Origin of the sequence: Sorangium sp. So ce117 (assembly GCF_051524395.1) — a bacterium.
Classification (GTDB): Bacteria; Myxococcota_A; Polyangia; order Polyangiales; family Polyangiaceae; genus Sorangium; species Sorangium cellulosum_B.
The window spans coordinates 8,368,429-8,392,045 of record NZ_CP150309.1; the positions used below are offsets into that span (position 1 = coordinate 8,368,429).

A 23,617-nucleotide genomic window follows, 5' to 3' on the forward strand; every position below is an offset into this window, starting at 1 on the left:
CGCAAAGCACGCGATTCACCGGACCGCGCGCGCCTGCTGCGACGCGCGAAGTGCCCTTCAAAACCAGCACGCGAGGGAATAACGACGATGACCACAGAGACAACGACATATCCGCACGGCGTCCTGTCATTGCTCTATCACCTGAGGTACACGGGCCTCAGCGTGAACCCGGACAAGAACAAGGTGCTGAAAGACTTTCACTTGAGCGCGACCGAGAAGAAGGTGTTCAGCAAGTGCGGCGACATGGGGCACCCCGACGACGGCTGCATCGCGAACGTCCTCTACCTCACGAAGGATGAGGTCAACGGGAGACTCTTCAAGATCACGAGCAACGAGGCGCCCGCCCCGTCGACGGGCGGCGTGGTACGCAGGTCGGGTCTCCTGTCCTTTCTTTATCATCTGGTGCACACCGCGGAGGTCTACAATCGCTTCCACCCCGACGATGAAGCGCACAAGAACGAATCCAGAAGCTCGCTGATGAGCGAGTTCGAGCTGAGCGACCGGCAGAAGAAGAAGCTCGACAACCACATCGCAAGGGGCCCGACCGACGACGGTTCGCTCGAGGCCCTGCTGGATCTCGCCGTTCCCGAGCTCAACGGCGACGCCTGGTACAAGGCCTGGTGAGCGGGTAGCCTCGGGCGCTGCTCGAAGGCCGACCGCGGCAGTCGGTGGTCATCACGCGGGCACGGCCCGGCAGGACGAGAGGTCGCTGCATGATCGTTCGGTCGATGGAGAAGACGCTGGAGCTCGTCGAGCCTCATGTCCCGCCGACGCTCGTGTCACCGCGAGATTGGCGCGCCTTCAGCCGCTGCGCCCCGGCCCTGCTGGACGCCGCATCGGTCCTGACCCTCGAATGTCATCTGGGGGCGACCGCTGCGCGGATCGATTTTCTTGCCTGTATCCTGGCGGAAGGGAGAGAGAGCCTCGCGTCTCGGCTCCCGCGCTCGCGCCGCGAAGGTCCGGTCGCCCCCGGCGGCCTTCCGCCGGCGGAAGGCGTCGATCCGCTCCGGGGCCCTCCGGGGCGTCTCCTCGCCGCGTGGACCACGCCCGGCACCCTCCTGTTCGAGCAGGTTCCCCTGCTCTGGTTCGAGTTCGATCAGCCGGCCGCGCGTCGTGATCCGGTCGCGCCGTCCGTGCTCCTCTGCCTGGATCCGAGGCCCCTCACGAACCTGGAGGCCCCGGAGGCAGAGCGCGACTTCAGCCCGAGCGGCCGGCTCCGGCTCGTCGAGGCGGCCCTCTCCGTGCTCCTCGATGGGCCAGTCCCGGCGGCGACCCAGGCCGCGCTGCTCCGCTGCTTCGCCCTGTTGCCGGACGGCGGCCACGTCGTTCATCTGTCCGTCATGAGCGCCAGGCAGCCTGCGACGCTCAAGCTCAACGTCTCGCTGCCGCGCGACCGGCTCATCGACTACCTGCTCGGGGTGGCTTGGCCGGGCAACCCCGGTGAGGTGGAGGAGCTGCTGGAAACGCTGCGCGCCGAGGACGAGCGCGTGACGATCGACGTCACCATCGGAGACAGCGTCGCTCCTCGGCTCGGGATCGAGCTCTTCGATCTCGCGACCCGGAAGCTGGACCCGGGCCGGAGCGCGACGCTCGAGCGGCTCTCGTCGCTCGGCCTCTGCACGCCCTCGCAGCGCGACGCGCTCGCCGCATGGCCCGGCTCCTCGCGCGAGCGCTGCCGGGAGGGCGAATGGCCGTCCCGCGTGCGCCGCTGGATCGACCTGAAGATCGTCCTCGGCCCGGATCGAGCTCTGTCGGCCAAAGCCTATCTTGGTGTCTTACGTTGCTTCTCCCTCGCCTGAGAACCGACACACACGCTGTATTCTGGAGCGTCGCACCATGAAACGCCCTTCGTCCTCCATCTACAGATCGATCCTGATGATCCTGGCGGGCACGGCACACCTGTCGTGCACCGCGACAGCCCACCAGCAGAGGCCCTCTCCCCCGCCCTCCCCTCTCAAGAACACTGGCGCGTCCTCGCCGGTTGACGACGAGACATGCCGGACGGAGCTGTGGAGCAAGTTCCCGAGCTTCACCGACAAGCTGTGCTCGGCCCTCCCCCGAGACATCGATCCCGAGCTGCAAAAAAGAACCATAGGGAGGGGGAAATACGCAGAAGGCAACCGTCTATACGACATCCTGGCGTGGCAGTCCTTCATCGCGATGGCATGGCCGGTGACCGAGGACGGCCGCGCGCGGCCTAGCCTCGCGGATGATGGCGCCCATGGGTGGGACACCTGGAAGACCAGTTACGACATCTTCAAGGTGGACGGCGGCCCACCCGATGCCTGGAACCCTGCCGAGCAGCAGGCCAAGCGGAGCGCTCCGGACGCGAGCGTCCCGATAGACATCTCCCGTACGCTACAGGACGACAGACAGGCCGATTCGTTCATCCTCTGGGACCAGAACGGTAACAAGGTGTATTACGAGGTGCTGTACAGCGAGCGTTTGTTCGAGTTCCTCAACAACAACAAGCTGTACAACGTCGATGGCCAGATCGCCTACAGCAACGAACACTGCGCCACCCCCGGGGAAGACTGCACCAACCCCGACGCGCCCTGGGGCAACCCCGTAAAGAAGGATCAGACGCCCTCGATCGCGCTCAAGCTCGCGTGGAAGCTGCTGGACGAGAGCGAGAGTCACCTCGAGGGGCGCTTCATCCTCCGGAAGGCGTACGTCCGCACGGGCCCACGCCCGTCGCTGCGGACGTTCGGTCTCGTGGGCGCGAATGTCATGATCAAGACGCTCTCGGCCAAGAAGCAATGGGTCTGGGCTGCGTTCGAGCACATCGACAACGTCGATGTCAACCCGCTCGAGACGCACAATGGCAAGCCGCTCAAGCCCCCGTTCAACAATCCGGATTGCCCGCTGTGCCCCGTCAATGAGCCGCCGGAGAAGGGCGTCTGGCCGCCCTCGAAGGGTCCGTGGATCGGCCGCACGCAGGTGCACCGGCAGCAGCCGATCCCGGAGGACACAGCCGCCCTGAACAGCCAGGTCCAGGCGCAGCTCAAGAAGAACCGCTCTGCCCTGCAGTTCTACGAGCTCGTCGGCACGCAGTGGCCGACGGACGGCGGGGGCGAACCGTCACCGTCGGACAAGCTCCCCGATGCCATCGCGAACGAGTCCGGCGGCCGGCCGTACCGATCTTACCTCGTGAACACTGTCCTGGAGACCTACATGCAGAAAGGCAACACGGTCGCTGCCGAGGTGAACGGCGCGCTGCGCCCCGAAACGACCCGGATATTCCACACGTCGAGCTGCATGGGCTGCCACTCCGGCGCGAGGATCGCCAGGGGAAGGCCGCAGGATAAAATCACGTGGGGAGAGCGCGGCAGCGGTGATTTCTTGTGGAGCTTTGCGACGAAGGCCGCCAAGGCGGGCGCCGGGCAGGCCTCTGGAACGACGAGCGCGGCCGCGGCCGGCGCTCAGCCGAAGCAGCCGAAGTAGCTGCACGCGAAGGGCGAGTTCATGCTGATCCTCCCGGGCTACGATGTGACCGCGACCGTCGTCGAAGAGGCGCGGACTGCCACCTATCGGGCCATCCGATCCGCCGACGGGCAGCCAGCGCTGCTCAAGGCGCTCCACGTCGCTTACCCGACCCTGCTCGACATCACGCGCATCAAGCACGAGCACCAGCTCGCCCAGATGCTCGACAGCCCGTACATCCTGAAGGTCCAGCGGCTGGAGAAGCACCAGGGCGTGCCGGTGCTCGTCCTCGAGGATTTCGCGGGTGAGCCGCTGCACTCCGCCATCCCTGCCGAAGGGCTGGACATCGAGCTGCTCCTCCGCGTCGCGATCCAGCTCTGCCGAGCGCTCGAAGCGTTGAATGAACGGGAGATCACCCACAAGAACATCCATCCGGGGAGCATCCTGTTCGACCGGGAGACCGGCCGCGCCAAGCTCACGGATTTCAGCATCGCTTCCCGGCTGCCTCGCGAGAGCCAGACGATCGAGAGCGTCGCCCGGATCGAGGGGCCCCTGGCCTGCATGTCACCCGAGCAGACCGGCCGGATGAACCGGGCCCTGGACCATCGCACGGATTTCTACTCGCTCGGGGCGACGCTGTACCAGATGCTCACCGGCCGGCCGCCGTTCCTGGCCACCGATCTGCTCGAGCTCGTGCACTGCCACATCGCCCGGCGGCCGACGCCGCCGGAGGAGCTGCGGCCGGGAGCGCCTGCCCCGCTGTCGAGCGTCGTCATGCGCCTCTTGGCCAAGGCGGCCGAGGACCGTTACCAGAGCGCGCGCGGGCTGCGCATCGACCTCGAGACCTGCCTCGCCGAGTGGAGCTCCGCCGGCGAGATAGCGCCGTTTCCGACAGGCAGGCAGGATCGCTCGGAGAGGCTGCAGTTCCCGCAGAAGCTCTACGGGCGCGACGCGGAGGTCGCCGCCCTCACGGGCGCCTTCGAGCGCGTCGCCCGAGGCGCCACCGAGATCGTGCTCGTCCATGGCTATTCCGGCGTCGGCAAATCGACGCTGGTCAACGAGCTCCACAGGCTCGTCGTCGGCCAGACCGGCAGCTTCCTCTCCGGCAAGTTCGATCAGTTCAATCGGGGTCTACCCTACAGCTCCCTCATCGAGGCGTTCCGGCAGAGCATCCGCCAGATGCTCACCGAGGACGAGGAGCGGCTCTCTGTCTGGAGGACGCGGCTCGGACGCGCGCTGGGCCCCAACGGCCAGATCATCGTCGATGTGATCCCGGAGCTCGAGCTGGTCCTCGGCCAGCAGCCGGCCGTGCCCCAGCTCGGCCCAGCGGAGTCTCAGAACCGGTTTCGTCAGGTCTTCCAGAGCTTCATTCAGGCCTTCGCCCGGAGGGAGCACCTCCTCGTGCTCTTCCTCGACGACCTGCAGTGGGCCGACGCAGCGTCCCTGGATCTGCTCCGGTACCTGAGCGACAACCCGGCCGGCGGCTACCTGCTGCTGATCGGCGCGTACCGAGACAACGAGGTCACGGACTGCCACCCGCTGGGCCGCGCGTTCGAGCGCCTCCAGGTGGAGGCGACGAGGGTCACCCACCTCGCGCTGGCGCCGCTCTCCCAGGACGATCTCACGGGGTGGCTCGTCGACGTCCTCTCGTGCACGAAAGAGCGCGCGGGGCCGCTCGCGTCGCTCCTGGCCAGCAAGACCCACGGCAATCCGTTCTTCGTCATGGAGTTCTTGAAGACGCTCCATCAAGAGCGGCTGCTCGTGTTCGACCCGGCGCTCTCCGACGAGCGCGGCGTGGGCGCGTGGCGCTGGGACATGGATCAGCTCAGGTCCGTCGGGGTCACGGACAACGTGGTCGACCTCCTGGTCGGCAAGCTGCAGAGGCTCCCGCTCGCGGCGCAGAGCGCGGTGAAGCTTGCGGCCTGCGTCGGGAGCCGCTTCGACTCGAACATCCTGTCCATCGTGTTCGAGCGCTCGCCGCGGGAGACGGCCGACGCCTTGTGGGAGGCCGTGCAAGCGGGCCTCATCCTGCCCACGGATCAGTCGTACAAGCTGCTCCTCGGCGCCGAGCCGGGAGATCCCTTCGATGAGTCGCTGGAGGAGCTCGCCGTCCCGTACGAGTTCCTGCACGACCGCGTGCAGCAGGCAGCCTATTCGCTCATCCCCGACCAGGACCGGAAGAAGACCCACCTCGACATCGGCCGCCTCCTCCGGCGGCGCCTCCCGGCCGAGCGCGTCGCGGAGCGGCTCTTCGAGGTGGTCAATCACCTGAACGCCGGCGCCGAGGTGGTGCGCGACACGACGGAGCGCCAGGAGATCGCGCAGCTCGATCTCACCGCCGGTCGCAGGGCAAAGGCGTCCGCTGCCTACGAACCGGCGCTGCGCTACCTCGCCGCTGGCACCGAGCTCGTCGGGGCGGAGGGGTGGAGTCGCTGTCATGAGCTGACGTTCGCGCTGCACCTCGAGAGGGCCGAGTGCGACTATCTCATGACCCGCTTCGCGGACGCCGACGAGAGGTTCGCGCTCCTGCTCCGCAACGCCCGCGCCGACGACGAGCGGGTCGCCGTGCATACCGCCCGTGTGACGCAGCTCCTGCACCTGCGCCAGTACGAGCAGGCCGTGGAGACCGGCTTGCTCGCGCTGCAGCTGCTCGGCATACGGCTGTCGTCCAAGCCGCACATGGGTGAGGTGCTGCTCGAGCTCGCCCAGGTTCGATGGAAGCTTCGGGGCAGGCAGATCAGCGAGCTCAGCGAGCTGCCGGACCGCATGACGCCGGAGATCCGGGCGGCGATGGGCCTGCTCATCACCCTCTGGTTCCCTGCCTACCTGCTGCAGCGCGAGCAGCTCATCGGGCTCATCATCCTCAAGCTCGTGCAGCTGTCGCTCACCTACGGCAACACCGAGGCCTCCTCGTTCGCGTTCGCCTGCTTCGGCATGTTCAACAGCTCGGTGCTCCGCGATCCCAAGACGGGCGCGGCGTACGGCAAGCTCGCCCTGGTCCTGGCGCGCAAGTTCAATGATCCATCGGTGACGTGCAGGACGCTCTTCGTCATCGCGAGCTTCCTGGAGGTGTTCTCGTCCCACCTGCGCGAGGCGCTCGATCTGCTCACGGAGGCGATCCAGTGCGCCGTCGACTCCGGCAACCTGGTGCAGGCATCGTACTGCATGTGCCTGAACGTCTACTGGACCTCTCTGGTCGACACCCCGATCGCCGAGGTCGCCGCGCAGGCTCGCCGGTATCTCGAGTTCGGACGACGGACCGACGCCCAGAAGGTGGTCCAGTGCATGCAGATCACCCTGCGCTGGACGCGAGAGCTACAGGACGCCGACCCCTCCGCGCTGCGCTCGAACGAGCACTCGCTCGAGCCGGACGCGTACGTCACCGACGACATGGAGCGCGCGCAGCACCTGCTGCTGGCGCTCCAGATCGGCTACCTGTTCGAGCGTTATGACGAGGTGGTGGAGATCGCGTCGCGGCTCGAGGCCTACAAGGACATGCTGGACCCGAGCTCGGCGTTCGTTCCGCACCACGCGTTCTACCGGGCGCTCGCGGCGCTCTCGCTGGTTCCGGACGCGGACGGCGTGGACAGGCGCCGCCTGCGCGGCGCGATCGACAAGGCAAAGCGGATCTTGCACAAGTGGGCCGAGCACAGCGCGGTGAACGCCCGCCACAAGCTTGCGCTGGTGCTGGCCGAGGAGGCGCGCGTGGAGGGCCGATCCAGGCAGGCGGCGAGGCTCTACGACGACGCGATCTCCGCGGCGCGGAAGAGCGAGCACCTCCACGAGGTGGCTTTGGCGTGCGAGCGCGCGGCGCTGTTCCATCTGAGCAGGGGCAAACCGCAGCTGGCCGGCTCGTACCTCCAGGAGGCGCGCGGCTGTTATCTCACCTGGGGCGCGCACACCAAGGTCCGCGCGCTCGACGAGCAGTATCCCGTGCTCCTCATGCGGTCGTCTCCGGCGCAGGTCAAGCATCAGAGCGGCACCGCCGTGACGGCGTCGCCGACGCCCCAGGATCTCGACTTGACCACGGTCGTCAAGGCGTCCCAGGTGCTCTCCAGCGAGATCATGCTCGGTCGGCTCCTGGACAGGATCATGCAGATCATGCTGGAGAACGCAGGCGCAGAGAAGGGAGTCCTGCTCATCAAGGAAGACGGCCACCTCGTGATCGAGGCCAAGGGCACGATCGCGTCCGGCGAGGTCACCGTGCTGCAGTCGATCCCGATGGATCAGAGCCCGGATCTCCCGCACGCGCTGGTGAACTACGTCGCCAGGACGCGGGAGAGCGTCGTGCTGCGCGACGCGGCGCGGGATGAGCGGCTGGTCAGCGACCCCTACGTCGTGCGTTGCCAGCCGAGGTCGGTGCTCTGCGCCCCGCTCGTTCATCAGGGGCAGCTCGTCGGTGTGCTGTATCTCGAGAACAACCTCATCACCGACACCTTCACCTCGGATCGGCTGAAGGTGCTCCGCCTGCTCTCGTCGCAGGTCGCGATCTCGATCGAGAACGCGCGGCTCTACAACGATCTCGAGCGGAAGGTCGACGAGCGGACCGAGGAGCTCAAGCGCAAGAACATCGCGCTGGCGTCGACGCTCGAGCACCTCCAGCAGACCCAGCAGCAGCTGATCCAGGCGGAGAAGATGGCGTCGCTCGGCAACCTCACCGCGGGAGTCGCTCACGAGCTCAAGAACCCGCTCAATTTCGTCAACAACTTCGCTGAGCTGTCCGTTCGATTCGCGGATGAGCTCGTCAGCCTCTCGACCGAGCTCCCTCTCGACGACCCGCACAGCGGCGAGGTCATCGCGAAGATCAGGGAGGTGCTCCCGATGCTGAGGATCAACGCGAACAAGATCGCGGAGCACGGCAAGCGCGCGAACGCCATCGTGAACAACATGCTGCTGCACTCCCGTGTCCTGTCGGGCGTCCGAGAGTCGGTGAATTTGAACGCGCTGGTCGAGAAGTCGGTCGAGCTCGCGATGGTCGGCAAGCTCGCCGCGGCGCCCGCCCTGGACGTGGTGGTCGAGAAGGAGTTCGACGCTTCGCTCCCGCCGGTCGAGGTGATGGATCAGGAGCTCGCTCGCGTGATCATCAACCTGGTCAACAACGCGCTCTACTCCGTGGGTGAGCGGGCGCGGGCGGAGAGGGGCGCCGCGGCGGAGCCACCTCGCATCCGGGTGTCGACGCGCCGGGTCGGGTCGATCGCCGAGATCCGGGTCTGGGACAACGGCACCGGGATACCGGAGCCCATCCGTGAGAGGATCTTCGACCCATTCTTCACGACCAAGCCCAACGGGCAGGGCACCGGGCTAGGGCTCTCCATCTGCTATGAGATCGTGCGTCACGGCCATGGAGGCGTGATCCGCCTTGGGAACACCGAGAAGGGGCGCCACGCGGAGTTCATCGTGGAGCTGCCGGTACGTGGCCCCGCGTCCCGCCCATCCGCGGCCATGCCGCTGGATGACGTCGCGGTCGATCCGCTGAGCAAACACCGGAGCTGACGAGGGCTGGCGCCGCCGGCGGCGCGATCGCGGCGGGCGCGCTCGGCCGGCGCGCTCGGCCGGGCCGCCGCTACGGAGCCGGCGCGGGGCGCGCCTCGACCGCCGCGAGGTAGTCGCGCACGGACTGCTTCATCCCGACCTCGAGCGCGTGCGCCACGAGGTGGTGACCGATCGACACCTCTTGAATCTGCGGCGCCTCTCTCACGAGCGGCGCGAGGTTCTCCACGGTGAGGTCGTGCCCCGCGTTGATCCCGACCCCGGCCGCCACGGCGGCCCTCACGGTCGCGACGATCTTGTCGAGCTCCGCGCGGTGTTCGCCGCGATCGAACGCCTGCGCGTAAGGACCCGTGTAGATCTCGATGCGATCGGCCCCGATCTCCGCGACCACGGGCACCACCGCCGGGTCGGCCTCGACGAAGAGGCTTGTCCGGATCCCCTCCTCCTTGAGCCGCTTCACCACGGGCTGGAGGACGAAGCGCCATTTCGCGACGTCCCAGCCGCGATGCGAGGTGAGCTCGCCCGGCGTGACCGGGACCAGCGTGCACTGCGTCGGCCTGAGCTCGAGCGTGAGGTCCAGGAACTCCTCGCGGAGATCACCCTCGAAGTTCGTCTCCACCGTGGTGATGTGGCGAGTCACCGCCCGCGCGTCGTCCGGCGTAATATGCCGCCGGTCCGCCCTCGGATGGATGGTGATGCCGTGGGCTCCGTAGTCCACGATCTTCCGGGCGAAGGAGAGGACATTCGGGGCGTCGTGTCCCCGCGAGTTCCGCAGGAGCGCGATCTTGTTCACGTTGACGCTGAGCTTCATGGGACATCCTCTCGCCGGCTCGTGCGCGGCGCTCGCGACGCCGCTATACACGATCGACGCCGCGAGGCGAACACGGCGCGCAGCCTGGAGCGCAGCCGGGAGCGCGCCCCGAGCGCGCAGCCGGGGGAGCGCCGTTGACGCTCCCGGGCCGGCCCTCCGGCCGCGGCGGCGCTCCCCGCGCGGCGCGGCCGTTCGGCGCCTATACGCGCCGCGCGGCCCGCGAGCCCCGCACCGCGACGTCGGTCGCGAGGAGCGACACGACGAGGATGCCGACGGCGACGAGCGCGTTGTTCCACACCGTCGCCATCAGCAGCGCCGGTATCGTCCAGGCGCTGACGAAGAGCCACACCGCCAGGATCGCGGTGGCGTAACGCGCCCTGGGCGCCCAGAGCGCGATCAGGGCGAAGACGACGCACAGCGCGCCCACCACCCAGGTGTTGGTGAACTCGTCCCGGCCGTGGCGCCAGAGGAACGCGGAGATCAAGAGCCAGATCCCGAGCGCGATGTTGATGCCACGCAAAGCCGCCATCCGATGCTCCATGGGCCTCCCTCCCTCGCGGATCGCCGTGCCGGCGCCTCCGCCGCGCGACGCCCTGGCTCCCTCGCTCTGCCCGCTCGCCGCGGGCGTCCTGCCCCGAGCCACCTCGGCCCGCCGACCGCGGAGCCCGCTCACCCCACCTGCCGAGCGCGGGCGTCCCTGCGCCCGGTCCACACACCCGAGAGCCCAGCGAACGCCGTGCGAATCCAGTGCCACGCGCCTCGCCCTGGGAGCGGCCGCGCGGCCAGAGGCCCCGTTCATGAGGGCCGCCGCGCGGCGGTTCGGCTAGAAGCCCCGTCGCCATGGACTTCTTCGCGACCGCCGCCAAAGGAACCGAGCCCGCCCTCCGCGACGAGCTCCGCGAGCACCGGTTCCGCGACGTCCGCGCGGATCGCGGCGGCGTCCACTTCTCCGGCGCGCCGGACGAGGGCTTCCGCGCGTGCATCGAGCTCCGCACCGCCGTGCGCGTGCTCGTCGAGCTCGCCTCGTTCGACGCGCCCAGCGGGGACGCGCTCTACGAGGGCGTCTCGCGCGTCGACTGGGCCCCTTACCTGAGCCCGGTCCACACGCTCGCCGTCCGCGCCTCCTGCCGCTCGAGCGCGCTGACCCACACCCAGTTCATCGCGCAGCGGACCAAGGACGCCATCGTCGACCAGATCCGGCGCCGCGTCGGCGCACGCCCGTCGGTCGACCTCGACGACCCGGATCTCGCCCTCTTCCTCCACCTGGTCCGCGACCGCGCGACGCTCTACGCCGACCTCGGCGGCGCCTCTCTCCACCGCCGCGGCTACCGCACGCACATCGGCGGCGCGCCGCTCAAGGAGACGCTCGCCGCCGCGCTGCTCCGCCTCTCCGGCTGGGACCGCGCCCGCCCGTTCATCGACCCGATGTGCGGCGCCGGCACCATCGCCCTCGAGGCCGCGCTCTGGGCGCGGGACATCGCCCCCGGCCTGCGCGCGCAGCGCTTCGGCTTCGAGCGGTGGGCGTGCCACGATCAGGCCGCCGCGCGGCGCACGACCGAGCTCCGCGACGCCGCCCGCGCGCGGATCCGGCCCGAGGGCCCCGCGATCGTCGCCGCCGACATCGACCCCCGCGCCGCCGAGATCACCCGCGGCAACGCCCGGATGGCCGGCGTGCAGATCGAGGTCCGCTGTCAGTCCATCACCGCGCTCGCCCCGACCGCGCCGCCGGGCCACGTCCTGACCAACCCGCCGTACGGCGAGCGCCTGCCGGGGACGCTGGCCCTCTACCGCGACATGGCGGCGGCGCTGTCGCGGCTCGAGGGCCATCGCGTCGCCATCCTCGCCGGCACCGAGGACATCGAGCACGCCATGCGTCGGAGGCCGGAGCGGTCACTCGTCGTGTTCAACGGCCCGATCGAGTGCCGGCTGCTGACGTACGACATCCCCTGAAGCGGCGCGCGGCGTCGGAGAGGGTGCGCCGCGCGAGAGGGCGCGTGCGAGACGTGCGAGACGTGCGAGACGTGCGAGACGTGCGAGACGTGCGAGACGTGCGAGACGTGCGAGACGTGCGAGACGTGCGAGACGTGCGAGACGTGCGAGACGTGCGAGACGTCAGGAGAACAGGCGCATCACAAGGAACATCGCCAGCGCCGTCAGGAGCATCCCGGCGACGAAGCCGATGATGAGCCCCCGCTTGCCGGCGAGCCAGCTCGGCTCCCGCGCCTGCGGAGGCGCCGGCGCAGCCGCGGGCGGCGCCTGGGACACGACGACGTGATCGGGCATCGTCGCGCGGCGCTCCAGCACCGTGCGCTGCTCCGCGATGGTCGCGGCGAGCTCGAACGGCAGCGACGCCGCCGGAGCTGCCGGCGAGGCGCTGTCGGCCGCGGCCGGCGCTCTCCGCACGACCGCCGCGGAGTCCCCGACGGTCTCTGCGCTCGCCGCGCCGAACCCAATTGCCCCGAACCCCTGCGGGCTCGCCGCCTGGAGCTCGCCGGGCGTCACCGTGGGCATCTGGCTCTCGGCCGGGGGGTGGGACGAGACCAGCCGGAGCGTGTTGGCGGCGCGCGGCGATCTCCTGTCCCACGCCGCCGCCGCCCCCCCGTCGAGCGGGCTCTGCGGCGTCGCCGGGACCGGCACGGAATCGACGCGCACAAGGCCGACCTCGGCCCGCTTCTCGGGCGTGCCCAGCCCGAAGTCCTCGGCGGAGCGGAGCGTCGCCTTCACCTCGCGGCCAGGAGGCGTGATGTCGAGCTCGTCGCCCTCGTCATAGGCCGCCGTGTGGACTCGCACCTTCGCCGGACCGAGGAGCTCGTCGCGACGGACCATGGTGAGCGTGCTGTCGTCGTCCCCGCTCGCGTCGTCGTCCGCGCCCGGCTCGGCCAGGCCGTTCCCCGAGAGCAGCGCCTCGCTGGGGCCGTGGGACCAGGACGGAAGCTGCAGCGAGATCTCCGGCACCGACTCCCCCGCCCAGCGCTGCGGCTCGGCCCCCGCCCCCGGCGCGACCGCCTGAGGATCGAGCGTCTGCGGGAGCTCCGAGGGCGGCGGCGCGTGGTGAAGCACGACCGGCGGCGGACGCGCGACATCGGCGCCAGTTCCCCCGCCGGCCCCCCCGGAGACGAGCGTCCGGGCCGACTCGATCGAGAGCTCCGCCCTCGGCGCCTGGCCGGAGATCGGCGCCGACGTCGAGCTCGGCAGCGACGTCAACGGCGGGAGCGACATCGGCCCCCGCTGCAGCGACGCGTCCCGCGAGAACAGCGAGCTCGGCTGCCGGCGCGAGATCGGCCCGAGCCCCACGGCCGTGTCGGGCAGCTCGGCCAGCAGGCAGTGCAGCGTGTACCCGAGCTCGCGCGCCGTCTGGTACCTGTCCGCCGGCTCCTTGGCGAGCGCCTTCACGATCAGCGCCTCGAGGCGCGGGTGGATCCCGGGCGCGCAGCTGCTCGGCGCCGGCACCGGCGCATGGATGTGGAGCGTCGCCGTGTGGAGCGGCGTCTCGCCCTCGAACGGCAGCCGCCCCGTGACGAGCTGGAACAGGAGGACCCCGCAGGTGTACAGGTCGGCCCGCTGATCCACCGGCAGCAGCCCGCACTGCTCCGGAGCCATGTAGGCCGGCGTGCCGACGAACGTGCCCGCGCGCGTCACGACGGACAGCGGGTCGGCGAGGAGCTCGGGCTCCTCGCCAAACGAGCCGGTGTCGAGGATCTTGGCGATCCCGAAATCGAGCACCTTCACCCGCTCGCCGTAAGGGTGCATGGGATCGGGGACCACCATGACGTTCTCGGGCTTCAGATCGCGGTGCACGACGCCCATCTCGTGGGCGACCGCGAGCGCCTCGCACACCTCCGAGAGGATGCGGACCGCCCGCGCCTGACCGATCGCGCCGTGGCGCTCGAGGAGGACGTAGAGGTCGTCCCCCGAGAGCAGCTCCATCACGATGTAGCTGAGGGCGCCCTCGACCCCGTACTCGAAGATCTTGACGGAGTTCGGGTGCTTCACCCGCGCCGCGGCCTTCGCCTCGCGCTGGAAGCGCCGGATGAACGCGCGGTCCCCGGTGAACTCCGGGTTCATGATCTTGATCGCCACCCGGCGGGGCTCGGCGTCGCGCTCGGCGATGAAGACGCTGGCCATGCCGCCCTCGCCGAGGAAGCGGGTGATCGTGAACCGCCCGGCCACCTTGCGGCCGAGGAGCGCCTCATGCCTCATGCGCCCGGCACCTGCCGGCGTCTGCCCCGCTCGCCCGCTTCCGGGCGGCCGCACCGCATTCCCGCCCCAGGGCGGCCGTGCCCCTCGCGCAGGAGAGCGCTGCGCCCATGGCTGTCCGCGCGCCCGCGCGACCCGCGCGTCCGATGCGAGGGAGAGTGCACGCGGCGACCATACCAAAGAACTCGACAGCCGACGACTTGTCAGCCCCCGGCGGCGCGCGGTCGCGCCGCGCGCCGTCGACCGTCCCGAGCACCGCTCCGGGCCGCCGTCACCCCGGAGACGGGCGCCGGTCGCAAGCTCGTCCGGCAACAGTTAACTCTTTAACGCCGCCCCTGATGCGCATGTGCGACAGGTGCTTAACTTATCGAAAGAGCTCGCGTTCGAGCGTCGGCGAGCGTTGGCAACATTCTTGCCTTGGGGGGACTACCTCGCGCTGCACCCTGTGCGCCGTGAAGGGTCAGCTTGTGCGTCGATCTCGACAGGCAGCTTCCGGAGGATCGTTGATGAATCGAATTTTTAGGCGTGCGGTGCTCCTCGGCACCGTCGCGCTGACCGTCGTGGGGGCGGGCTGCGCCGAGGAGCGGCCGTCCATCAGAAGGGTGCAGAGCGATGCGCTCGCCAAGTCCTTCTTCGTTGGAAAGGACATCAAAGACATCGTCGATGACCCCGAGTTCTACATGCGGGGTACGGTCGTCGACGTCGGGTACGGCGCCGCCCAAGATGGCCTCTTCACGTCGACCTACGCCCAGCCCGTCTCCCGGATCAAGTGGGAGGTCACCGAGCGCCAGCTCAACGCCCGGCTCGCCTACGAGCGCATCGAGGGGACGGACGGCAAGGGCAACAACCACAACGGGCTCACCGAGAAGACGACGAACGACGGCCAGATCGTCGCGAGCTACGCGATCGAGTCGCATTTCGACATCGTGCGCGACTACAACCCGTCGACCGGCGAGGAGTCGAACGTCATCGTCGAGAACACGAGCGACCGGCTCTGGTACGAGCGCGAGTACTTCCGCGTCGACTGGTCCCGCAACCTCGCCACCGACGCCTACAACTTCGACACGCTGTCGCAGATCGGCATCTACGGAGGTGTCGAGTACGAGCCGCTCGCCTATTACGTCAGCGATCCCGCCTCCGCCGACGCCCCGCGGTTCGACAGCGAGAACGGCTACTTCGACGTCACGACGAAGGCGTTCGCCACGCCCGTCCTGCTCGACCTCTCGAGCCTCGGCTGGGGCATCGAGAAGTTCCCTGCCTGCATGCTCCCGGGCGACTTCGCCGGCGGCACCGACCCGTACGGCAACTGCAACCCGGTCGAGATCACGATCCGGCAGTCGTTCAAGAAGGTGGTCGACACCGACTACGAGCCGGTCGACTTCGACGGCGTGAGGTTCCAGGCGTTCGGCATCTTCACCGCCGAGTCCCGCTACGGCTACGAGCGCAACTACGGCATTGTGGACAACCAGTGGCGGCGCTTCGCGTCCCGCTACAACCTCTGGAAGCGCAGCCACTTCTACGAGAACCCCGAGACGATGGAGGGCGCGGTCGCGTGCGCGACCCGGGAGACGGCCCCGGGCGGCGACGTGAAGGCCGATCCGAACCTCGACGAGAACAAGGACGGCACCGCGGACGTGTGCGCGGCGGCCGGCGCGGGCTCGCAGTGCGACGTGTACAAGCAGAAGTGCACGCTGCCTTACGTGGAGCGCGAGGCCGTCGTCATCCCCTGGTACGTCGGCGGCAGCACGTCGGAGGACATCTTCGAGGCGACCGAGTGGGCCGCCGAGGAGTGGGATCTCGCGATGAAGACCGCGATCCAGACCTCGCGCCTCGTCGAGTGCCGGAAGACGGGCGGCCAGGACTGCGACGCGAAGTTCCCGATGTGGAAGGGCCAGCAGGACGACATCGACGAGGCCGTCGCGCTCTCGCGCGCGCTGAACGCGTGCCGTCGCGAGCAGGGCTGGGACGCGTCGATCTGCGACGACCAGGCCAAGCAGGCCGTGGAGCAGCTCTCTCAGCGGCGCGGCGGCGACCAGGCGACGCTCGCGCTCGGCAGCGTCGTCACGCAGCCTTCGGTGATCGTGCTCTGCCACAACCCCGTCGTGGAGGGCGATCACCCCGCCTGCGGCGACACGAGCGTTCCCCTCGAGGAGCGCGTCGCCCCGCGGCTCGGCGATCTCCGCTACAACAGCGTGCTCATCGTCGACAAGCCGCAGAAGCCGTCGCCCTGGGGCATCATGGCCGACGCGGACGACCCGCTCACCGGCGAGAAGGTGGCCGCCAGCATCAACATCTGGAGCCACGTCACCGACTCCGCGGCGCAGCAGCTGGTCGACATCGTCCGCTACATCAACGGCGAGATCCCGACCTCCGAGATCACGGACGGCAATTACATCCGCGACTGGGCCCAGGCGAGCCGCATCTCCGGCGGCGGCCAGGGGCCCACGATGACGAAGCGCGAGGTCACGTCGCGGCTCGCGAGCGCCACGAAGCTCGACCCCGAGGCGTACGAGAGCCTCGTCGCGCAGGGCGTCTCCCCCCAGTTCAAGGCGCTCATCGATCCGATGAAGGCGAAGGTCGCCGACATCGCGGTGCGGGGCGACATCCCCTCCCCGCAGCAGGCGGTCGTGGGCGCCCGCATGAAGGCCGCCCGGGGCAGCCTCGCCGAGTCGGAGCTCATGAACCCGGCGATGCTGAAGCGCGCGGGCATCCCCGCCGGCCTGCCCATCGAGGGCCCGCTCGCCGACGCGGCGTCGCCGTTCGCGATGAACAACCCGAAGCTGCACTCGCAGCTCCGCCACTTGCACGACAACGCGCTCGCCGAGCGCGGCGCCTGCATCCTGCACGAGGCCCCCGAGGCCACGGCGATGACGGGCCTCGCGGAGGCGCTCCGCGAGAAGTTCCCCGTCGGCGGCGACGAGACGTCCGACGAGAAGCGGGGGCGCTACGAGAAGATGTTCAAGTACCTCCAGCGCCGCTACCACTACGCGGTCATCGCGCACGAGATGGGGCACTCCATCGGCCTCCGGCACAACTTCGTGAGCAGCTACGCCTCGCTCTTCTTCCGGCCCCAGTACTGGCAGCTCAGGACGAAGAACGGGAAGGTCAAGGCGGCGTGCGCCGGTGAGGCGGGCGAGAGCCCGGAGGAGTGCGTCGGCCCTCGCTACTTCGACGCGATCACGGACGAAGAGCAGAAGAACATGATCTGGATGTTCCAGCACTCCACGGTCATGGACTACCCGGGCGACGTCTCGCAGGACCTGGTCGGCCTGGGCGTGTACGACTTCGCCGCCGCGCGCTTCTTCTACGGCGACACGGTGAGCGTCTACGACAACGGCGACCGCAACTACCTCGCCGGCGGCAGGGTCGGCGGCGGGATCCTCGCCGCGACGGACAACTTCGGCGGGCTGGCCGGCATCAAGTACGGCATGTTCGCGAAGGGCAACGCCACGAACGCGCCCAGCGTCAACGACTTCCACTACTCCCAGCTGCAAGCGCAGTACGAGGTCATCCGCGACTGCTACGACGTGGAGGCGACCCCGCCCGCGACGTGGAACGAGCAGCTCGACGGCAAGTGGCACACGCTCCTCGACGGCGGCATCGTCAAGGTCGGCGAGGAGACGAAGCGCTGCCGCCAGCAGCCGGTCGACTACGTCGGCTGGAAGCAGCTGCGCATGCCGCAGGAGAACGAGACCGCGCTCGGCGCCTTCCGCGGCGGTCCGGCGGTCGACGCCCAGAACCGCGTCCGCGTGCCGTACGGGTTCGCGACGGACAACTGGGCCGACACCGGCAACGTCTCGGTCTTCCGTCACGACAACGGCGCCGACCCGTACGAGCAGCTGATGTTCCTGATCACCTCCCAGGAGAACAGGCACATCTTCGACAACTTCCGGCGCAACCTCACGACGTTCAACGTCCGCGCCGCGGCGGATCGATCCTACGGACGCTACAACGAGAAGATGCTCGGCATCGCCGGCGGCATCGGGTTCTACGGGACGATCTACCAGGATCTCGCGACGAACCAGGGCCTGTCGTTCGACACGCTGTGGCCGCTCCTCATCGAAGGCGGCCTCCAGGAGAACGTCGTGGCCGCGACGGTGGCGTTCGATCACTTCACGAGGCAGCTCGCCCGCCCGGAGGAAGGGCCGCACTACCTGCGCGATCCCCTGTTCAACGACCCGGTCCTCCGCTCGAACCTCGACGGCGACGACTACGGCGCCGGCGAGGACTTCGGCTCCTTCGGCGGCACGACCAACAGCCCGGTGCTGGTCCAGATCCCGAACGGCTCGACCGGTTACATGAAGGACGTCGGCTTCGGTGGTCACCCGCTCGAGAACAGGAACTCGGAGAACAACGGCGACTTCAACAACGACTACCCGTTCAACGCGGGCAGCTACTACGACAAGATCCACACGGCCATCCTGCTCTCCGAGTCGGAGGACCGGTTCGTGAGCCAGTCCCGCCGCGACTTCTACGACGCCCGCTTCCGCGCGGTCGGCATGGCCGACGTGCTGCCCGAGGGCTACCGCCGCGTGCTCGCCAACGCGCTCACCGGTGACCGCTCGCTCCTCGCGCCTCGCCTCGAGGCCGACAACGACGGCTTCCCGGTGCTCGACGAGCAGAGCAAGGATCCCAACCCGCTGGCGAAGGAGTTCCCGGCGCGCCCGATGGGCTGGGTCAGCTGGTGGCCGAACGAGGGGCCGAAGGTCTGCTTCCCGACCGACGGGAAGAACCTTTGCACGAACTACACCGGCGGCGACTTCGACCCGGCCGTCGTGGACCGGACCATCGCGGTCGATCCGCAGATCGGCTGGGAGGTGCAGAAGTTCCTGATCGCGTGGACGCTCGCGAACATCCCCGCGAACGGCAAGACGAACTGGCTCGACATGATGCGCGTCTACCGGCTCGGCAGCGACGCGGACCCGGGCTTCGAGCAGCGCATCGAGTGGCAGGACCCGACGTCCGGGCAGATCTACTACGCCCGCACGTACGGCATGGAGTGCCTCTTCGGGGCCGGCAAGAACAGGGCGGCCTGCGAGGGCTCCGGCGGCAGGTGGGTTCAGAAGGGCATCGCGGCCCGCGTGATCGAGTACGCCAACGCCCTCACCGTGAAGAGCTACCAGCTCGACACGCAGAAGTACGTCGGCCAACTGGAGCCCGACCAACTGCCACCGGACGGCAGCATCGCCAGCGTCCCCGGGGATCCCGCGTACGTCGCCGAGTACGGACCCGGCTTCAACAAGTACGGTCGCCCGATGATCACGTACCACCCGGACGGCGCCGCGATCATCATCCCGGATCCGGCGATCAAGGACGTGCCCGCGGTCGGCCCGCTCAAGGAGGTGCCGGCGTGCGATCAGAACATCAACGAGAACTGCACCCAGCTCACCATCTACAAGAACCACTACGCGTACGAGCTGAAGGGCTATAAATCGGTGCCCGACTACCTGCTCAAGATGATGGTGCAGCTCGAGCTCGCCGACCCGGAACAGCTGGGCCTGTACCTCGACGGCGACGACTGATCCGCGCCTCTCCGCGCCGGGGGCCCTGCGCCGGGGCCCCGCCCTCCTCTCTCCCTCTCCCCCCTCCCCATCCCTGCGATCTGAACGCGCGCCGGCCCCGGCCCTGCCCGGCGGGCCGCGCCGGCCGTCCCGATCCCTCGGGCCGAGCCCGCCCTGCTGCCGTTGAAGGTCGCGCGGGCGCCAGGGCGGCACTACGCTCGCCGTGGCGCTGCGCGCGCCGCGGCATGATCCCTTCCCCCGCCCTCCACGCCATCGCCCCGGCCCAGCGCTCGGACGCGCGGGCCTTTGCGGCCTACCTCATCGAGCACGTGGCCGAGTCCGGCCGGCGCGGCGTGCCCCACTTCGCCGTCGCGACGTCGCTCAGCCCCGACGAGGTCGAGCACGGCGCGCGCGACCGCTGGGGCAAGGGGCTCGACGAGCCGCTCTGGGGGCGGGCCTGGCTGCTCCGGTCGAGCGAGCCGCGGGCGCGCATCATCGGGCACATCGAGCTCCGCGGCGGCCGCGTCTGGTCCGAGGGCCACCGCGCCGTCGTCGCGATGGGCATCCTCGGCCCCCACACCGGGCAGGGCCACGGCCGGCGCCTGCTCGAGACCGCTATCGCGTGGGCCCGCGCCGAGGCGGGCCTCGAGTACCTCGACCTCGGCGTCTTCGCCAACAACGAGCGCGCCAGGCGGCTCTACGCGGGGATGGGGTTCGTCCCGATCGGCACCCGGGAGGACGCGTTCCGGGTCGACGGCGCCATCCTGGATGACATCCAGATGACCCTCGCGCTCCGCTCTCCCGACCCGCGCGCGGTCGCCCCGTCGGAGCGCTGAGCCGCGGCGCGGGTGTCCCCGGGTCCGCCCGCGGCCCGACCCGTGCCCCGCACGAGCGCTGGGCGCGCGCTGGAGGGTACCCGCCGCGGCGCAGATGCGTCATGAGGACACCGCCGTCCAGGCGCCCGTCCGGAGGCCCGGCCATCGCCGGCCCGGTCGCCGGCGGCCGTCACCGCAGTCCATCGCCACCGAAAGCCACCATGCTCCGCTCGCCGCTCCTGCCGATCTTCCTTACCGTCTTCGTCGACGTCCTCGGCCTCACGCTCGTCCTCCCCCTCCTCCCGTTCTACGCACAGCACTTCGGCGCCAGCGAGCTCGTGGTCGGCGTGCTCGCGGCGAGCTACGCGGTCTGTCAGCTCGTCTCCGGGCCGATCCTCGGCCGGATCTCGGACCGGGTGGGCCGCAAACCGACGCTGCTCGCGAGCCAGGCCGGCACGTTCCTCGGGTTCCTGGTGCTCGGCTCGGCGAGCTCGCTCTGGATGCTGTTCCTCGGGAGGATCATCGACGGGCTCACGGCCGGGAACCTGACGATCGCGCAGGCGTACATCAGCGACGTGACCCGGCCCGAGGAGCGCACCAAGGCGTTCGGCCTGATCGGCATCGCCTTCGGCTCCGGGTTCCTGCTCGGCCCGGCCATCACGGGGGAGCTCGCGAGCCGCTTCGGCTACGGCGCGCCGGCGTACGGCGCGGCGGCGCTTTCGCTCCTGTCGGTCCTCCTCACGGCCACGCTGCTCCCGGCGAAGCCGCCCTTGCCGGCGGCCCAGGACGGGGCGACCTCCGCGGCCGCCCGGCCGGCGTCGCTCGGCCGCGGGGACGCCTTCCGCCGCTACTTCGACCGGCCGCTCCCGCGCCGCCGGCTGCTCGAGTTCTTCGCCTTCTCCCTCTCCTTCTCGACGCTCATCGGCGGCCTGGCGCTCTTCCTCGAGCGGCGCTTCGCGTTCGGCGTCAAGGAGACGGGCTACCTCTACGCCTTCTCCGGGCTCATCGGCGGCAGCATCCAGGGCGGCCTGATCGGCCGGCTGGCGAAGCGGTACGGCGAGGAGCGGCTCGCGCTGATCGGCTTCGCCACGATGGTGGTCGGCTACGGCCTGCTCGGCGTCGCGTACACCCTGCCCGTGCTGCTCGCGCTCGTGGGGCTCGCGGCGTTCGGCGCGGCGGTGGTGCGGCCGGCCGTCACCACGCTCCTCACGAAGAGCGTCGGCCGCGACGAGCAGGGCGCGGCGCTCGGCGTGAGCCAGTCGCTGGCGAGCATCTCGCAGATCATCGGCCCCATCGGCGCCGGCTGGCTGATCGAGCACCGGGCGCTCGCGGCGTACGGCCTGATGGCGGCCACCTTCGCCGCCCTCGGCGTCCTCCTCGGCCTGCAAAAGATCCCCGTCAGCGAGCCGATCGAGCTCTGACCGCCGCTCTAGGCACGCGCGCCCTTCACGAAGGGCAGCAGGGCGTCGACGAGCGGCGGCGTGGCGTCGTCGAGGCGCCGGGGGTTGTGCCAGGCGAACGGCTCGATGAGGCGCGACGGCCGGAGGCCGAGCTTGCCGCGCGAGCACTCCACGAGGAGCGACAGCGCCCCGTGGCGATCATGGAGCCAGTCGATCTCCAGGCCCGCCTTGCGGACGCCCCAGGCGAAGCGGACGTAGGACATGGCGCGGTACGGCCTGCGGTCCGCGGCGCGCGCGACGCGCAGCGCGAAGGCGTGGTGCTCGGCGGCGTCGGCCACGGGCCAGAGGCTGTGCGCCGGCGGGTACAGCACGGCGCCTCCCGCGCTGTGCAGCGACAAGGCGCGGTCGATCCGGCGCGACGACAGCGCGTGCGCGATGGCCTCCACCTCCGGCTCGCTGGCGGGGCGGCTGCCGGGCGAGAAGAGGAGCCCGATGAAGCGCTGGATGAGGCCGCGCTCGTACCATCCCGCGTCGAAGTTCCGGTTCAGGTCGACGCCCCGGGCATTGCCGCGCACGTACCGGTGTCGCCCGGCGCGGAGGTTCATCTCGACGCGGAGGAGCCCATCCGGGTTCACGATCGGGACGGCGAGGATCGACCGGCCGCCGAGGTCCTGGGTCGCGAGGCGATCGAGCAGCGCGAGGTGGGCCTCGATGCCGATCCACTCGAGGGGGTGGATCCCGGACAGGATCACCGTCGTCCGCACGCGCTCGCGCGACCCGGCTCCCGTCGAGGGGCGGAGGCTGGCGCGCTCGGCGCGCTCGGCCAGCGGAGCGAGGGCGGCGTCGCTCGGCGCCGGGTCGTCCGCGCCGCCCGGCGCGCGGCTGCCATCGGCATCCGGCGTGCCATCAAGCGGACGGAGCGAGACGCCGTTGGCAGCGCGCTGTCCTCCCTGGGCGCTCGGCGCCAGGAGGCCCGCGGCTTGCTTCTCGCCGCGCGCACCGGCCAGGCTGGCTGCGCCGAGGTGAACGGCGAGCAGCGGCTCGCCCCGGATCGAGCGCCCGATCAGCGTGACCTGCGCCCCGCGGTCGGCGAGCCGCTCGATCGCCTCCAGGAGCTCGCCGTACCCGCGGTAGGGACCGAGCCCGCGGCGAGCGAGCAGACGGGAGAGCGGCGCGCGTCGGTGTACAAAGAGGGCCGCCCTCAGGGCGGCCCGGCCTTTCTCTTCCGAGGCCTGATCGGACTTCGGCATGCAGGGCTCACCTTTACCCTAGATGGCACGAACTATAGACCACCGGCCGCGCGTTCGTGCGATCCGGACCAGGTCAAACCAGGGATTACCGTGGCAGCGGGCGCGCATATGGAATTCGACGGCAGTGGGTGGGCGGAAGGACGTATCGAGCTGCTGCCTCCGAGCCAGGGGTGGTCGCTGCTGTCGCCGGAGCCCGAGGCGCGGATCGACGAGCACCGCTGGGCACATCAGGCGCGCGTCTTCTTCGGAGCGGAGCTCACGCTCGTGCAGAAGAAGGCGTATCCGTCGGGGACCACGCCGATGGCCGACGCCGTCGAGGTGGACATCGCGCGCGCCTCCTCGACGCCGCGCGCGCCGAGCCGCGTGCTCGTCATGACGGTGCCGCTGGATCGCGCGCCGCTCGTGCGCGCGGCGGCCGCGGCGGGGGTGCGGGCGATCGGCGGGCGCGGGTTCGACGCGCTGCTCGCGCGGGCGCGGCGGGTCTGGCAGGTGCGAGAGCCGGCGATCGCCGGCGACGACGCGCGAGCGCCCCTGGTCGTCACCGCGGTGCTCGCGGCGGTGCTGCTCGCGCCCGTGGTGCCGCCCGGCGAAGAGACGATCTTCGGGGTGAAGGGGGCCAGAGAGCGGCTGCAGCGGCTCGGCTGGTGACGGGGCGGCGCGTCGCGCCCGCCCTCGGCCGCCTGCCGACGGATGTCGTCCTCGGCGCTCTGAGGTGCCTGCTCGTCGGGCG

At 70.0% G+C, this 23,617-nt stretch carries 13 protein-coding genes; 9 read left to right on the forward strand and 4 right to left on the reverse strand.

Translation table 11 applies throughout. The features are described from left to right. The first annotated feature begins 87 nt into the window (after positions 1-87). The 4 genes from WMF46_RS31220 (at position 88) to WMF46_RS31235 (ending at position 8,916) form a co-directional block, all read left to right on the forward strand. Entirely contained in the window at positions 88-624 is a 537-nt protein-coding gene (locus tag WMF46_RS31220) for a hypothetical protein (protein WP_437980547.1), read from the forward strand. A gap of 89 nt (positions 625-713) precedes the next feature. Further along, positions 714-1,799 (forward strand): hypothetical protein, encoded by a 1,086-nt coding sequence (locus WMF46_RS31225; RefSeq protein ID WP_437980548.1) that lies wholly within the window; start codon positions 714-716, stop codon positions 1,797-1,799. Between the two features lie 37 nt (positions 1,800-1,836). Further along, a complete protein-coding gene (locus WMF46_RS31230; RefSeq protein ID WP_437980549.1) occupies positions 1,837-3,444 on the forward strand; it encodes a hypothetical protein in 1,608 nt (535 codons plus the stop codon). Positions 3,445-3,465: 21 nt separating this feature from the next. After that, positions 3,466-8,916: an AAA family ATPase gene (locus WMF46_RS31235; protein WP_437980550.1), complete on the forward strand. Its 5,451-nt coding sequence runs from the start codon at positions 3,466-3,468 to the stop codon at positions 8,914-8,916. A 70-nt stretch (positions 8,917-8,986) separates the two neighbouring features. Here WMF46_RS31235 and WMF46_RS31240 read toward each other — a convergent pair whose 3' ends face one another. Together WMF46_RS31240 and WMF46_RS31245 are read right to left on the reverse strand one after the other, a co-directional pair. Continuing rightward, the gene (locus WMF46_RS31240; RefSeq protein WP_437542805.1) at positions 8,987-9,724 is read right to left on the reverse strand and encodes a pyridoxine 5'-phosphate synthase; all 738 of its coding nucleotides are present in this window, start codon (positions 9,722-9,724) and stop codon (positions 8,987-8,989) included. 199 nt (positions 9,725-9,923) lie between these two features. Further along, on the reverse strand, positions 9,924-10,253 hold the full coding sequence (locus tag WMF46_RS31245; RefSeq protein ID WP_437293756.1) for an SPW repeat domain-containing protein: 330 nt from the start codon (positions 10,251-10,253) through the stop codon (positions 9,924-9,926). Between the two features lie 311 nt (positions 10,254-10,564). Between WMF46_RS31245 and WMF46_RS31250 the strand changes: the two genes are divergently transcribed. Next, positions 10,565-11,674: a THUMP domain-containing class I SAM-dependent RNA methyltransferase gene (locus WMF46_RS31250; RefSeq protein WP_437980551.1), complete on the forward strand. Its 1,110-nt coding sequence runs from the start codon at positions 10,565-10,567 to the stop codon at positions 11,672-11,674. Between the two features lie 162 nt (positions 11,675-11,836). Here the strand turns inward: WMF46_RS31250 and WMF46_RS31255 are convergent, their stop codons facing one another. Next, on the reverse strand, positions 11,837-13,924 hold the full coding sequence (locus WMF46_RS31255; RefSeq protein ID WP_437980552.1) for a serine/threonine-protein kinase: 2,088 nt from the start codon (positions 13,922-13,924) through the stop codon (positions 11,837-11,839). A 503-nt stretch (positions 13,925-14,427) separates the two neighbouring features. Here WMF46_RS31255 and WMF46_RS31260 point away from each other — a divergent pair. The 3 genes from WMF46_RS31260 (at position 14,428) to WMF46_RS31270 (ending at position 21,658) form a co-directional block, all read left to right on the forward strand. Continuing rightward, complete coding sequence (locus WMF46_RS31260; protein ID WP_437980553.1) at positions 14,428-19,443, forward strand: zinc-dependent metalloprotease; 5,016 nt, start codon at positions 14,428-14,430, stop codon at positions 19,441-19,443. A 224-nt stretch (positions 19,444-19,667) separates the two neighbouring features. Beyond that, positions 19,668-20,258, forward strand: a complete 591-nt coding sequence (locus tag WMF46_RS31265; protein WP_437980554.1) for an N-acetyltransferase family protein — start codon at positions 19,668-19,670, stop codon at positions 20,256-20,258. 200 nt (positions 20,259-20,458) lie between these two features. After that, on the forward strand, positions 20,459-21,658 hold the full coding sequence (locus tag WMF46_RS31270) for an MFS transporter (protein WP_437980555.1): 1,200 nt from the start codon (positions 20,459-20,461) through the stop codon (positions 21,656-21,658). Between the two features lie 8 nt (positions 21,659-21,666). On the opposite strand, the gene WMF46_RS31275 is transcribed toward WMF46_RS31270, so the two are convergent. Further along, entirely contained in the window at positions 21,667-22,887 is a 1,221-nt protein-coding gene (locus tag WMF46_RS31275) for a M14 family metallopeptidase (protein ID WP_437980556.1), read from the reverse strand. A 108-nt stretch (positions 22,888-22,995) separates the two neighbouring features. Here WMF46_RS31275 and WMF46_RS31280 point away from each other — a divergent pair, with 108 nt between their 5' ends. After that, the gene (locus WMF46_RS31280; protein WP_437980557.1) at positions 22,996-23,535 is read left to right on the forward strand and encodes a hypothetical protein; all 540 of its coding nucleotides are present in this window, start codon (positions 22,996-22,998) and stop codon (positions 23,533-23,535) included. Positions 23,536-23,617 lie beyond the last annotated feature (82 nt).